Raw genomic sequence first — 14575 nt, 5'->3', positions numbered from 1 at the left:
CTATCCTGTTTATCCTGTTTATCCTGTTTATCCTGTTTATCCTGTTTATCCTGTTTATCCTGTTTATATTGCTTTGTTGTGCAGGAAATTACTTGATCGTCTTTAACTCGTATTAGTAAATCGTTAGTTATCGCATATACAAATTTTTGGTCAGTATGAATTACTGTCCCCGAAACGGTATTTCCCGATTTACTTACTCGTACTTTCTCGCAACTCAATACAATATTTTGAGTTTTGTATTCTTCGGAGTTCCAGTCAAAAATTCGGCAGACTTCACCATTATTATGTTCAATGATTTTTTTTCCAGCCGTCTCGCCCATCAAATATGGTGCAAATAACGGAAGAGCTGCAATCGAAATTAAGGCGACAAGTACAGCTGCTGTAAGCAGCTGACCTAAATACATTAGCGGAAATGTCAGAAGTGAGATAAGAGGAAGGTTTTTTTGGCTTAAAGGTTTCTTGTTTTGATTTTTTTTATTAATTTTGGCTGAAACCTTTTCCCACGACTTGAAGTGAATCGCCAAAGCACTTACGAAAACCATCAACGTTACTATGAGTGTAGTGTTTAACGGGAAAAGCAATGCTTTGAAGTCTCGTAGAACGAATGTCTTAGACAGAATATCTGCAGCAAAATATTGAGAATAGACAAGCGGAGAGAAAATACTGTCTAAAGATGCGCCTTTGAACCCTAGTGAACTCATCATTCCGTAGAAGTATAGAGCTCCGGCGACGTAGGTATAGAAGGAGAACGCAAAAACAGTATATTTCAAACGGTCTAAATTAGTTGAGCGTGTTACTTCAGATTTAATACTATGTTCTTTTTGTTTGTCATCTTTATTCATGTTCATTTCCACAGTGTGTTTTTTTATACAGTATTTACTGCTCATTATTATGTCAACAATAAAGTAGTGTTATATCGTTTGCATAACAACCGACTATGGTGTCAATAGTTAATTTTTGGCGCTGTTTTCATCCCATATAGCACCATCTCTGAGCATTGAATTTAAAATCACAACCATCTTGCGCACACATGCAATAGTCGGTCACGTCATAAAGGCTAAAGTGGTTTGAGCAGATACAATGCAATAAATTATCTATTTTCAGCTATATACCCAAGTTACGTCCATAAGAAGTTATTTGGTTTAGGAGCTTTTTGATGTAGAGATAGGTCAACAAGGCTTTAACGTAGCTGTGTGGGAATAGAATTCTGACGAATGTTTAAGTCTGATTCGCTATGCGTGGCATTTTACTATGTGTTTAAGGTGTTATTCCAAGGTCAATGCCAAGGTATTGATTGCGTTGCTCACCGCTTAAAAGGGCGAACAGCTTTGTTTACATTCCGAATAGGTAGGAGTGGTTTTCACAATTACACATAGTTTTTCACGCAAACGGTGTTCTACATGTATTTATAGGTTTCTATATATATTTATAATAAGCTAAATGAAAATGATTGTCATTTACTTACGTTATTGGTAACCTATTGTGAAACTTTACAACATTCCGCTTAATGCACTGAAGTGTATATAAAACCCCGCTAAACCCTATGTAAACTGTGGTTATTCGTTTGCTTTGCTTGTTAATTAAGCATATCTACCTCTTTTGTTCTACCCCTTTAGGGTAGTTTGTTTTCGTAATTGATTTACATCATATTTTCATTTTCTTTCATAATTCATTATTCGCTCAGTTAAGAAATATATAACCTTCAGGAATTCTTATGAGCAAGATGAAGCTAGTCGTAATCGGTAACGGGATGGTCGGTCATCGCTATATCGAAGATTTAGTCGAGAAGACAGATGTTGCAAACATGGACATCACGGTGTTCTGTGAAGAACCACGTGTTGCGTATGACCGTGTGCACCTTTCTTCTTACTTTTCACACCATACTGCAGATGAACTTTCTTTGGTAAAAGAAGGCTTCTACGAGAAACACGGCATCAACATGCTGATCGGTGAACGTGCTATCAACGTTAACCGTGAAAAGAAAACAGTTTACTCAAGCACGGGTCGTGAAATTCAATACGACAAACTTGTTCTTGCTACTGGTTCTTTCCCGTTTGTACCGCCAATTAAAGGCCACGAAGGTAAAGACTGTTTTGTTTACCGTACTATCGAAGACTTAAAAGCTATCGAAGCGACGGCAAAGAATTCTAAATCTGGTGTTGTTGTTGGTGGTGGTCTACTTGGTCTTGAAGCGGCTGGTGCACTAAAGGCATTAGGTGTGACGACTCACGTTGTAGAGTTTGCTCCCAAGCTTATGGCAGAGCAGCTTGATCTTGCTGGTGGTAATCAACTTCGTCAAAAAATCGAACGTATGGGCGTAAACGTTCATACAAGTAAGAACACGCTTGAAATTGCTCCTGAAGGCACTGAAGCTCGTAACGTAATGCGTTTTGCAGACGGTACAGAGCTAGAAACTGATTTCATCGTATTCTCTGCTGGTATTCGCCCACAAGACAAACTTGCTCGTCAAATGGGCCTAGGTATTGCGCCTCGCGGTGGTATCGAGATTAACGATCACTGTCAAACGACAGACAAAGATATCTACGCTATCGGTGAGTGTGCATCTTGGAACCAAACGTTCTACGGTCTAGTGGCTCCTGGTTACAAAATGGCGACCGTTGCGGTTGACCACGTTGTTGGTAACGAAAGCACATTTGAAGGTGCAGACATGTCTGCGAAGCTTAAGCTTCTTGGCGTGAAAGTAGGTTCTATCGGTGATGCTAACGGCCGCACTCCAGGTTGTAAGAGCTACGTTTACCAAAACGAAGAACAAGAAATTTACAAGCGACTAATCGTTTCTGAAGACAACAAGAAGCTGCTTGGTGCGGTAATGGTCGGTGATACGTCTGACTATGGTGATCTTCTTCAGCTAATGCTGAATGAAATCGACCTGCCAGAGCATCCAGATGCATTGATTCTTCCTGCTCACGCGGGTGCTGAAAAGCCAACACTTGGCGCGGATTCTCTTCCTGAGTCTGCTGTTATCTGTTCTTGTTTCGATGTAACTAAAGGCAAGATTGCACAAGCCGTTGCTGAAGGTCACCATACAATTGGTGATATCAAAGCAGTAACTGGTGCTGGTACTGGCTGTGGTGGTTGTATTCCACTTGTGACTTCAGTACTGAACGCTGAACTTGCTAAAGCCGGTGTTGAAGTGAAGAACGACGTATGCGAGCACTTTGCTTACTCTCGCCAAGAGCTTTTCCACTTGATTCGTATCGAAGAAATCAAAACATTCGATGAGTTACTAGAGAAATACGGTAAAGGCTACGGCTGTGAAGTATGTAAGCCTCTAGCGGGTTCTATTCTTGCTTCTTGCTGGGGTGAGCACATCCTTAAGCCTGAGCTAGTGAAACTGCATGATACCAACGATAACTTCCTAGGTAACATCCAAAAAGACGGTACTTACTCTGTTATCCCTCGTATGGCAGGTGGTGAAGTAACGCCTCAAGCACTAAGCGTTCTTGCTGATGTAGCGGCTGAATACAACCTTTACACCAAGATCACAGGTGCTCAGCGTATCGGTCTATTCGGTGCTCAAAAAGATGACTTACCAGCAATCTGGAAGAAGTTAGTTGCTGCGGGCTACGAAACAGGTCAAGCGTACGCGAAGGCGCTACGTATGGCTAAGACATGTGTCGGTTCAACTTGGTGTCGTTACGGCGTTCAAGATTCAGTTGGCCTAGGTGTGATGATCGAGAACCGTTACAAAGGCATCCGTACTCCTCATAAGATGAAGTTTGGTGTGTCTGGCTGTACTCGTGAGTGTGCTGAAGCTCAAGGTAAAGATTTAGGTATTATCGCGACTGACGCAGGTTGGAACATGTACGTATGTGGTAACGGTGGTATGAAACCTCGTCACGCAGACTTACTTGCAAGCGACCTAGACCAAGAAACGCTGATCAAATACATCGACCGTTTCATGATGTTCTACATCCGCACGGCTGCGCCACTACAACGTACTTCGGTATGGATGGACAACCTAGAAGGCGGTGTCGATTACCTACGTGAAGTGATTGTCGACAACAAGCTTGGCATCAATGACCAACTTGAAGCGGACGTAGCTGGCCTTGTGGGTAACTTTGCTTGTGAGTGGACTGACACTATCAACGACGAAGCTCAACTTAAGCGCTTCTCACACTTCATCAATGCTGATGACCGTGATGAAAACGTTGTGTTTGTTGACGATGGCCGTGAACAACACCGCCCAGCAACATTCACAGAAAAACACCCAGAAGCGAAGGGCGACATCCTTCACGTTGAACTGGTTTAATTGGGAGAGGACATCATGGCATTTACCAAAGTTTGTAAGATCGAAGACATTATTCCAGGTACCGGTGTTTGTGCGTTGGTTGGTGGTGAGCAAGTGGCTATTTTCCGCCCAACTAAAGCCGAAGAAGTGTTCGCTATTAGTAACACTGACCCGTTTTTTCAATCAAACGTTTTATCTCGCGGTTTAACGGTTGAGCACAAAGGTGAGCTTTGGGTGGCAAGCCCACTTAAGAAGCAACGCTTTAACCTAGCAACAGGTGTGTGCATGGAAGACGAGAGCTTCAGTGTAAAAGCGTATAAAGCTCGCGTTACTAAAGGTGCTGTAGAAGTTTCAGCATAGTTAGTTCGAAACCATAGCTAGTGCGAAATCATAGTTAGTTCGAAATTTCGACACAGTTACTTAGCAAGATTTGATAGATCAAGGGTTCTAGTTATCGACATTGCCTTAATTCGGCAATTAGAACCTTTTCCTATCCGATTTCAACTTTTAATTTTAACTTTTTAAGGACAATCTTATGTCTACTGATTTTAAACCAGCAGAATTCGTTCAAACAATGATCGATGTAGGTGAAGCGAAAACGAAAACAAGTACTCGTGATCTACTGATTCGAAGCACAATGGCAGGCATCATTCTTTCTCTTGCTGTTGTAGTGGCAATCACGACTATCGTGCAAACAGGCATTGGTATTGTTGGCGCTCTTGTGTTCCCTGTGGGCTTCGTCATTCTAAGTGTAATGGGCTATGACCTAGTAACCGGTGTATTTGGCCTTGCTCCTTTAGCGAAATTTGATAACCGTCCAGGTATTACTTGGGGTCGTATTTTACGTTGTTGGGGTCTTGTTGGTCTTGGTAACCTTATCGGTTCTTTAATTGTTGCAGTGTTAGTGGCAATTTCACTTACAGGTAACTTCTCTTTAGAACCAAACGCAGTTGCTCAAAAGTTCATTGCTGTTTCTACAGGTCGTAGCCTAGGGTTTGAAAATATGGGCATGGACGGCTGGATCACATGTTTCGTGCGCGGCATCTTCTGTAACCTAATGGTTTGTCTAGGTGTGATTGGTAACATGACTGCACGCACAGTTGCTGGTCGTGTAGCAATGATGTGGTTCCCAATCTTCATCTTCTTCGCACTTGTATTTGAGCACACAGTTGTAAACATGTTCCTATTCCCACTGGGTATGATTCTTGGCGCTGACTTCGGTATCGCGACATGGTTGAACTTCAACCTTATCCCAACAATCTTAGGTAACATCGTTGGTGGCCTACTGTTAACGTGTGTTCCTCTATACCTGACTCATGCTAAAACAGCTCCTTCTCTAGGCGCGAAGTAATACGGTAAACGTAAGTTAGTATGAGATTGAAAGCCCCAACAACGTGTTTGGGGCTTTTTTAGTTTGAAAGCTGTCAGTGTATTCTCGGGCAGACAACACCTTAGTTATCATAGATGCGTTGTTTGCTATTGAGCAAAGCATCCGCAATAGATTGTTTTGTTATAATTATTTCTATCTTCGTTAGTATTTAGACTGAATATTTATTTCAACACCTGATAGTCTAAGAGGTAAGGATTTTGATAAGTCATTATGAATACAGTGACTTATCACATAGATTGAAGCTTGAGATAAAACAAGCAAACCTTCGGAGCGCAGAATGTCAGAAGTATCGTCATCGAATGTTAAAGAAGTAAGCAATGGATTTGTTTCATTGGTAGGTGCAGGTCCGGGCGACCCAGACCTACTTACACTAAAAGCCGCACGAGTGATTCAACAAGCAGACGTGTTGGTTTATGACCGCTTGGTATCAAAAGATATTTTGGCGATGGCTAACCCAGAAGCAGAAATGCTGTATGTGGGTAAAAAGCTTGATCATCATTGTGTACCGCAAGATCAGATCAACCAACTGTTGGTCACTAAAGCGCAAGAGAACAAGCACGTAGTACGCTTAAAAGGTGGTGACTCGTTTATCTTTGGCCGTGGTGGTGAAGAGTGTGAAACGTTAGCTGAGAATGACGTGAGATTTGAAGTGATTCCGGGCATCACAGCAGCTGCAGGCGCAACTGCTTATGCGGGCATTCCGTTGACGCACCGTGATCACGCGCAAAGCGTGCAGTTTATTACAGGTCACTTGAAGAAAGATGGCGAAGATATTGACTGGCAATCTCTTGCTCAGCACAATCACACGATCGTGTTTTACATGGGCTTGAAAGAGAGTCCGAACATTCAGAAGAACTTACTCGATAATGGTATGCGAGAAGACATGCCTGTTGCGATTATCGAAAATGGCACTCGCCAAGAGCAGAAAGTGTTTAGAGGTGGGCTACGTGATCTAGCTGATCTTGCTGGCGTTGCAAAGAGCCCTGCACTGATTGTGGTTGGAAGTGTTGCTCAGCTCCATGAAAAACTGGCTTGGTTTAACAAGCAAGCTTAAGTGATTGATGATCAAGCTTAGCTTGTTAGCTTGTTAGCTTGTTAGCTTGTTAGCTTGTTAGCTTGTTAGCTTGGTTGATGGTTGATGGTTGATGGTTGTTTGCTTGATGGTTAACCAAAGGCTTAGCTGACTAAGAATCAAATACTGCAGCGGCTACTCTGTCGCTGCATTTCTTGTTGGCGCATGGGCATTTCGTCAATAATATTAGTGATTAAACTCCAGTCGGTTTTACCACTCCACCTATGTTTCTCTTTCCCGTCTTTACCAATCAACACGGCAGTGTGTGAACCTTTGGGTATTCCATAACTGTTAGTCACTGCATCCAAATTAAACTCTTCAACTAACCATGCAGGAACGGTGTAGCCGCTTTCTGCGATGACCATGATTACTACATCTCGCTCGTCCAATTGACAATTGTTAATCAAGACTTCATTAAGAAACTCTTTTACGATCGAATCTTCTGTTGGAGCGAAATAAATAACACTGCGGTGTGGCAGAGCTTTGGAATGAGAGTAGGCTGGGTAGGCGTGTAACGAGTTGACTGACAGAATCATAAACATAACCGTGCTTGATATTAGAGCGTTCAGTGGTTTGGAAATTACGTTTGTTACCGATGCCTTAGTTATGGCAGCGTTAGTTATGGCAGCGTTAGTTATTGCCGCGCAGCAACGTGTCAATACTGAGTCAATGGTGTCGCTGCCAAGGCATGATCTGATTATTTGTCGGTACTGCATGTTCCACCTTCCTCGATAAACACAAACAAGCTCTAAGTTAATGGCAACTACGTTAAGCCAATAACAACTACGTTAAGCATAGCTAATGAGTTCATTTTTATTAAAGAAAGCGACTCGCATTTTAGAAGTGAATAGAATAGGGTATACGGAAAATCTAAAGGTATGAATTTATGGAAAACATAGCAATTTTGGTCGACGTTCAGAACGTTTACTATACAACACGCGATAAATACCGTTCTAACTTCGACTATAACCAGTTTTGGTATGTTGCCACGGAAGGACGTAACGTTGTCGAAGCCAATGCTTACGCAATCTCAAGCCAAGATCCTAAACAGCGCCAATTCCACCATATCCTTCGTGGTGTTGGTTTTAATGTGAAGCTAAAACCGTTTATTCAGCGTCGTGATGGTAGCGCCAAAGGGGATTGGGATGTCGGTATCGCGTTAGACGCGATAGAGCTTGCGGAGACGGTTGATACGATTGTTTTGGTATCGGGTGATGGCGATTTTGAAATCTTGGTAGAGCGAATCAAAGAGCGTTTTGGAAAGCCTGTTGAAGTGTATGGCGTTCCTGGGTTAACAGCTCAAAATCTTATCGATTCTGCCTCAAAATTTGTACCGATTGAAAAAGATTTTCTTCTATAGAGGAAATCACGCACTTTATAATTGAAATCAATAATAACGATAATTAGAATGCAAACAGTTCTTATTTATCGGTGTGTGAAATGTCTCGTGTTTTAGTTGTTGATGATGATATTCAGTTGTGTGAGTTACTGGGTGAAGTGTTGGAAAATGAAGGGTATCACGTTGATACCGTTCATTGCGGTGAATCAGCTCTAGAGTTTATTCAATCAAATCCTGTTGATTTAGTCTTACTCGATGTGATGCTCCCCAATTTAAGTGGTATTCAAGTCGCAAGACGTATTTGTCAGCGTTTTGCTACTCCTATCCTTATGCTAACTGCGCTTAATGATGATGCCTCCATGCTAGATGGCTATCAAGCCGGGGCAGATCAATACATCGCTAAGCCTTTCAATGTTCCTGAGCTTTTGACCCGGATTAAGGTGATCTTACGCCGAGTTGGGTTTGAGCGACAAAGACAATCAATGGCTTCATCTAATCAAGGTTTGTGCGAGCAACTTACCCGTTTACCTTTAACGGGCACTGAAAAAGAGTTGCTCGATTATCTGATCAAAAATAATGGCATCGTTGTATCAAAATCTGACTTGCAAATACATGTCTTGAAGAAAGAGCTGTGCCCCTTCGACCGTAATCTAGATATGCATATCAGCAACATACGTCGAAAATTGGTGCAGGCTGGCTTATCAAAGCAACATATTAAAACTGTGCGCGGTCAAGGCTACAGCTACCTAGAGTCGGTAGGAGTATGAGTAACTGGTTTTTACGGTGCCCTGATTTCGTTATCAAGCGTAAGGATGGCTTAACGTTTCAGCTGTTCAGTTGCCTGACCGTGATTTTAGTCAGTATCCTCATCCTTCAAGGTGTCGCAGAACGAGCGCTGATGAAAGCCTTGTTGAAGGTACCTGAACCTGTCAAAGCTGAAATGTTGGATTTGGCTTATCAAGCTAATGTACTGATCGAAGAAGGGGACATGGATGAGCTTGCCGACTGGGGCAATGCCCAACGTTATTATTTATTCATCATCGATGAAAACAACCGACCGATTACCCACCGACACATGCATCCGCATTTTGAATTTAAGTTGAAGTATCTGCGTACATTAGACCATCAACTCAGTGATCGTGTGAGTAAGCCTATCTTCGGCTTGCCACTTGATAACGGCAATACACTCGTGATCCAACTGCCAGGCCAGTTTCATCCAGCAAAATCCTTTGCTCCGTATTCCTATGCGCTGAAAGCTGTGATTGCTTTGATCGTGTTATCGCTGTTTTCCATTATTATGGCGAAAAGTTTGCAGCAGCCACTCGATCGTTTAAGGGAGGCCAGTCGAAGGCTCGCACAAGGAGACTTTTCAGTGAGTGTTGTGTCTGAGTTGGATTCAACTACTCGTGAATTCAATGAGCTTGCCAAGGATTTTGACCATATGACCTTTGAGATTAAGTCTCTGGCTGAAAAGCAGCGTCGTTTGATTCGTGATGTATCACATGAGTTGAGGACACCGTTAGCAAGGCAGAATCTCGCATTACATTTACTACGTAGTAAGGTCGATGAAAAAAGTATGGGGTTACTCGAACGGATGGAAAGCGAAACGGAAGAGATGAATAAGCTGGTGGGTGAAATTCTTGAGTTCAGTCGCCTAGAAACCTCTCGTTATGATTCTAAGTTAACTCCAATGCATCTTGAGCAGTATTGCTCAATGCTCATTGTACAGATGCAAAATGACTTGAAACCTAATCAAACTTTGACTGGTGATTTGGAAGCAGCAACATCAATGGTTAATGTTGATGAGAGGCTACTTTTGAGGGTGATCAGTAACCTTGTAGGAAATGCGATCAAATACGCAGGGGGCAATGCGGATATTGTCGTCAAGACCTACGGGCAGGTCAATGATAAGCGTTACAGTGTCATTTCTGTGGAGGATGATGGTGAAGGTATTCCAGATAACAAGATTGCAGATATCTTTGACCCGTTTACCCGCATCGAGTCAGCCAGAGATAAACAGTCTGGTGGTTACGGTCTTGGACTCGCGATCGTTAAGGAAGCCATGGGAGTAATGAATGGGCATGTTACCGCTGAGAACAGAGAAGGTGGGGGACTTAGAGTGAACCTTATGTTTCCTATCGTAGATTAAGCTATAGGCTCGGCACTCAACGCTCAGCCCCTGTAACGAGAAGATAGATGAGAGTTGAATCGTTTCGGCTCAAAGGGCACCCAATAAAAAACGCCACTGTATCAGCAGTGGCGTTTTTGTATACACGCTTTTCATTATCAGGCTAAGGCACAGCCATTAATTGCGCCTTGACTTGAAAGTAAGAGCACCAGAGAAGCTAGATCATGCCTGTTGGCGTGCTAGCTTTACTTCTTCTTCTTTCTCACCGGCTGCTGGGTCATTGAAGCGAGCTTCGTCAAAAGATCCTTCAGATTTAGCCACAATGATAGTTACGGCACTATCACCAGTGATGTTTACGGCAGTACGGATCATGTCAAGAAGACGGTCAACACCCATGATTAATGCGATACCTTCGAGCGGCAGTCCAACTTGGTTCAATACCATCGCTAGCATAACAAGACCAACACCAGGAACACCTGCAGTACCAACAGAAGCCAGTGTCGCTGTTAGGATCACCATTAGGTAATCACCCATAGTCAGGTCGATGTTGTACGCTTGTGCGATAAACGCCGTTGCAACACCCTGCATGATAGCAGTACCGTCCATGTTGACAGTTGCGCCTAGTGGAACTGTGAACGAAGCGACTTTGTTGTCTACGCCCATGCGGTTTTTAGCCGTTTCCATTGTCACTGGAATCGTTGCGTTTGAAGATGCTGTTGAGAATGCAAACATGATTGCATCTTCCATCTTACGTAGGAACGTAATTGGGCTAAGGCCTGTAAACCCTTTAAGCATCGCACTGTAAGTTACTAAACCGTGTAACAGTAGAGTACCAGCTAACACTAAGAAATATTCCGCTAGGTTCCAAATTGCGCTTAAACCAAGGCCAGAGAACAGCTTCGCCATCAAGAAGAACACACCGTAAGGCGCAAGGTTCATCAGTAGCGCAACCAGTTTCATAATTACTTCGTTCAAATCAGAGAAAACCGCAGCGATACGCTCACCTGGTTTACCCGCTGCACTGATTGCAATACCAAACAACACAGCAAATACGATAACTTGTAGCGTTTTGCCCTCAGCCATCGCCTGAATAGGGTTGGTCGGGAACATGTCGATGATGACTTGGCCCAAAGAAGGAGCATCAGCTGATTTGAAAGAGCTCGCAGCAGTAAGATCCGCACCCGCTCCAGGTTGGAACAGGTTACCTATAGTCAATGCTAGAGTGATAGCAACGGCTGTAGTACCGATATAAAGTGCAAGCGTTTTGCCACCCATACGGCCAAGAGTTGATAAATCTTTAAGAGAGCTTGTACCGCACACGAGTGAAACGAAGACGAGTGGTACAACAAGCATTTTTAAACTGGCGACAAAGATCTGTCCGCCTACTTCAAAGAGTCCGTTAACGATGTAGTTGTTAACAAATCCGCTGTCTGCAAAAAGGGATTGAATGGCAAATCCCGTTAATATGCCCACGACCATGCCGAGGATAACTCGACCAGTTAGAGACATAGGTTTCTTGGTATTCATTTAGAACACTCCTTATTATTTATAACTTTGATACCTTTCCAAAGTGAGCAGGAGATTAGCAGTCGGTTGTTTAAATCGAAAAACAAAAAATGAGTTTGGAATTACAGATGTGATCATAATCACTGATAATCGTTCAAATAAAACAAATTAAAACAAAATAATTCACCAGTCATTTACATTTATCGAGTGTTTTATACAAAAAATCGTAGTTCTGAAGGTAATAAATAAGACAAGAGGATTTTGTTATAGATGTTTGCTTATTACATTGACTGCGCAAATGGCGGTGTTTCAAATAGTTTGGCGCAGAGAACCGATTTTTAATTCAAGTGCTCGTTAAATGACTGTATTGAATTGGTTTCTTTTAACTGCAGGTTAACGACTCGTCAGCTCGTCTTTACAAAACTTTACGAATGCAAAGAATGTAAATTTAATGCAAATAGTAATAGTTATCACTTATATTCCCCCTCGAAATAATTCAGTGGTACCGGAAACGGTCTAACGGACACATCGAATAAATAACAAAGTGTTCGTCTAAAAGAATAAAAGTGGAGAAAAGGACATGTTTTCAAAAAAGCCATTGGCTTTAGTGATCGGCGCAGTATTAGCTTCACCAGCAGTATTGGCAGAAGCAGTAAAAACTGACGAGCATATGGTTGTTGAAGGTCGTGATTACGGTTATAAAGCCGACACGAATACAACAGCAATGCGCATGGAGGCGACTCAATTAGAGACTCCAGGACAAGTTACGATTATCAGTGAACAAATCATTGATGAGCAACGCGCAAGCACGCTTGGCGAAGTATTAAAAAATGATGCGTCAATTTCAGCGGGTTCTAAATCAACAAACCGTGAGCGCTTCAACCTACGTGGTTTCTCTCTAGGAAGCAGTTCTGGTTACTTGCGCGATGGCGTTCAACACTGGTCTCATTACCGTCAACCGGTAGAACTACTAGAACGTGTTGAAGTACTAAAAGGTCCTGCAGGTTTGCTCTACGGTAAATCAGCACCTGGTGGCCTTGTTAACATGGTTGCTAAGAAGCCTACGTATGAAACTCAAGTTAGCGTAAGCCAAGACATTGGTTCTGACAGCTACACACGTACTACAGCTGATGTAAGCGGTTCATTGAACGATGATCAAACTCTACGTGCTCGTCTTATTGTTTCACAAGAAAACCAAGACTCTTACCGCACACGTTTTGACGGCACAGATGTAGAGACTGACCGCTTTGTTGGTGGCCTATTTGTTGATTACGATATCAACGAAGATGTGATGCTATCTGCGCATTACGACCGTACTCAAGAGTTGGGTGATCTAGATAACGGCTCAAAGATTGATACGAAAACAGGTAAAGCGATTACCCCAAATACGGTTAATGACCAACGCTTCGCACAAACAGACAACGACGTAGCAAACTACGGTGTGGCTGTTACAGCAAACTTGAGCGATACATGGGCAGTTAAATCGGGTATCAGTCGTCAGTTTTACGAACGTCGCCGTACTGAATCAGATAACGTTATTGATTCAAAGAAAGACAGAAAAACCAAGAAAACACTAGGTTATGGTTACAAAGTGTCAGACCGTCATGATGAGTGGACGTTTGATACGGCTTACGTGGATTTTACTGGTGATGTTGATGCATTTGGTGTGAATCACCGTCTGTTGGTGGGTGCAAATGGGTTGCACTACGATTACAAGCGCCTGTACGTATCAGACTACGCTTGTTTTAACGCTTCAGAAGCAGACACAATGAAAGAGTGTGGCAAAGGCTTTGATATGCCTGCAGACATTCACTATAACAACGATGATTCAGTATCACACTCGAAGAGCCAACACTACGGTCTATATCTTCAAGATTTAGTGACGTTCAATGAGCAGTGGCAAGCACTTGCTGGTGTTCGTTTCGCTTACGATGATACAACGAGCAGTTCTGGTAAAGAAGAGAGCTACAATAACATCCTACCTAAGTTCGGTGCGATTTACTCTCCGGCGCCAAACGGTTCTATTTACGCGGTTTACTCTGAAAGTTTTGAACCTGTAAGTGAGATTTCTGATAAAGATGATGTGAACTTCGGCCAGTCTCAAGATGCGAAGAAAGGTACACTTTATGAGCTAGGCTCAAAGTGGGAACTGTTTGATGAGCGTTTATTCGTATCAGGAGCAGTATTCCAGATCACACAAACGAACATGCAAGTTACAGAAGACCTTCCTGCATCTCATGCAAAAGATACTCGTACTACACAGGTGGGTGAGCAAGTTCACACTGGTGTGGAGCTAGCTGCGACGGGCTACGTGACGGATGCGTTCTCTGTAAGTGCATCAACAATGTTCTTAGATGCTGAATATAAGAATGACCCTGCTCTTAATGGTAAAACACCAGCAGACGTTCCTGAATTTACTGCAAGCATCTGGTCTACTTACGCATTCAACAACGGTACTGATGTAAACCTAGGTGTGTATCACGTAGGTGAGCGTTACACTGAAAGTGCTAACACGTTTAAGAAAGACGCTTACACTCGTGTAGATGCTGGTGTTGCACATACGATTAAGTACGATGAAAACTTAGACTTTGTTGCACGCTTTAATGTAGAGAACTTATTCGATACAGATTACCTAGAAGGTGGCAGCACTCGCGGCGTTGTTGTTGGCGAAGGTCGTAACTACATGGCTACGTTACAGGTAAAATACTAATTTGTTAGTAGGGTACTATTGGTAGCTTAAATATTAAGGGGAAGGTTTCGACTTTCCCCTTTCTTGATTCTGCTATTTAGTAAAAATACCCCTAGCAATGCGAGTGGTTTTTAATGATAATGAGACTGCTTATCAATAAAACTCATTTGTTCTTCTTCTAAAGTAAATGACTACAATT

The 14575-nt window shown here is 42.6% G+C and carries 12 protein-coding genes; 9 read left to right on the top strand and 3 right to left on the bottom strand.

Features of this window, described 5'->3' with window-relative positions:
- On the bottom strand, positions 1 to 842 hold an 842-nt coding region (locus tag ACED25_RS06460), incomplete at its 3' end, for a hypothetical protein (protein WP_371694894.1).
- 872 nt (positions 843 to 1714) lie between these two features.
- Between ACED25_RS06460 and nirB the strand changes: the two genes are divergently transcribed.
- The 4 genes from nirB (at position 1715) to cobA (ending at position 6696) form a co-directional block, all read left to right on the top strand.
- Positions 1715 to 4273, top strand: coding sequence for a nitrite reductase large subunit NirB (gene nirB / locus ACED25_RS06455; protein WP_012600574.1), 2559 nt, complete (start codon positions 1715 to 1717; stop codon positions 4271 to 4273).
- 15 nt (positions 4274 to 4288) lie between these two features.
- Positions 4289 to 4612 (top strand): nitrite reductase small subunit NirD, encoded by a 324-nt coding sequence (gene nirD / locus ACED25_RS06450; RefSeq protein WP_009845418.1) that lies wholly within the window; start codon positions 4289 to 4291, stop codon positions 4610 to 4612.
- A gap of 175 nt (positions 4613 to 4787) precedes the next feature.
- Positions 4788 to 5603 (top strand): formate/nitrite transporter family protein, encoded by an 816-nt coding sequence (locus tag ACED25_RS06445; RefSeq protein WP_012600575.1) that lies wholly within the window; start codon positions 4788 to 4790, stop codon positions 5601 to 5603.
- 316 nt (positions 5604 to 5919) lie between these two features.
- Positions 5920 to 6696 carry a uroporphyrinogen-III C-methyltransferase gene (cobA, locus tag ACED25_RS06440; protein ID WP_009845416.1) on the top strand — a complete coding sequence of 259 codons (777 nt, stop codon included), beginning with the start codon at positions 5920 to 5922 and terminating at the stop codon, positions 6694 to 6696.
- A gap of 137 nt (positions 6697 to 6833) precedes the next feature.
- On the opposite strand, the gene ACED25_RS06435 is transcribed toward cobA, so the two are convergent.
- Positions 6834 to 7322 (bottom strand): DUF4174 domain-containing protein, encoded by a 489-nt coding sequence (locus ACED25_RS06435; RefSeq protein ID WP_371694905.1) that lies wholly within the window; start codon positions 7320 to 7322, stop codon positions 6834 to 6836.
- Between ACED25_RS06435 and ACED25_RS06430 the strand changes: the two genes are divergently transcribed.
- The 4 genes from ACED25_RS06430 to ACED25_RS06415 all read left to right on the top strand — a co-directional run bounded on the left by ACED25_RS06430 (position 7261) and on the right by ACED25_RS06415 (position 10202).
- Positions 7261 to 7449, top strand: coding sequence for a hypothetical protein (locus ACED25_RS06430; RefSeq protein ID WP_371694906.1), 189 nt, complete (start codon positions 7261 to 7263; stop codon positions 7447 to 7449). The genes ACED25_RS06435 and ACED25_RS06430 overlap by 62 nt on opposite strands.
- Before the next feature lie 151 nt (positions 7450 to 7600).
- Positions 7601 to 8074, top strand: a complete 474-nt coding sequence (locus tag ACED25_RS06425; RefSeq protein WP_009845414.1) for an NYN domain-containing protein — start codon at positions 7601 to 7603, stop codon at positions 8072 to 8074.
- Positions 8075 to 8154: 80 nt separating this feature from the next.
- Positions 8155 to 8820, top strand: coding sequence for a response regulator transcription factor (locus ACED25_RS06420; protein WP_009845413.1), 666 nt, complete (start codon positions 8155 to 8157; stop codon positions 8818 to 8820).
- On the top strand, positions 8817 to 10202 hold the full coding sequence (locus ACED25_RS06415) for a histidine kinase sensor domain-containing protein (protein ID WP_371694893.1): 1386 nt from the start codon (positions 8817 to 8819) through the stop codon (positions 10200 to 10202). Before ACED25_RS06420 ends, ACED25_RS06415 begins: the two co-directional genes overlap by 4 nt.
- A 201-nt stretch (positions 10203 to 10403) precedes the next feature.
- On the opposite strand, the gene ACED25_RS06410 is transcribed toward ACED25_RS06415, so the two are convergent.
- The gene (locus tag ACED25_RS06410; protein ID WP_012600580.1) at positions 10404 to 11708 is read right to left on the bottom strand and encodes a dicarboxylate/amino acid:cation symporter; all 1305 of its coding nucleotides are present in this window, start codon (positions 11706 to 11708) and stop codon (positions 10404 to 10406) included.
- Between the two features lie 559 nt (positions 11709 to 12267).
- Here ACED25_RS06410 and ACED25_RS06405 point away from each other — a divergent pair.
- Complete coding sequence (locus tag ACED25_RS06405; protein ID WP_017102101.1) at positions 12268 to 14397, top strand: TonB-dependent siderophore receptor; 2130 nt, start codon at positions 12268 to 12270, stop codon at positions 14395 to 14397.
- Positions 14398 to 14575 lie beyond the last annotated feature (178 nt).

It is taken from the genome of Vibrio sp. 1F263, assembly GCF_041439035.1.
Lineage (GTDB): Bacteria > Pseudomonadota > Gammaproteobacteria > Enterobacterales > Vibrionaceae > Vibrio > Vibrio tasmaniensis_A.
This window is presented reverse-complemented; position numbering and strand designations above follow the sequence as displayed.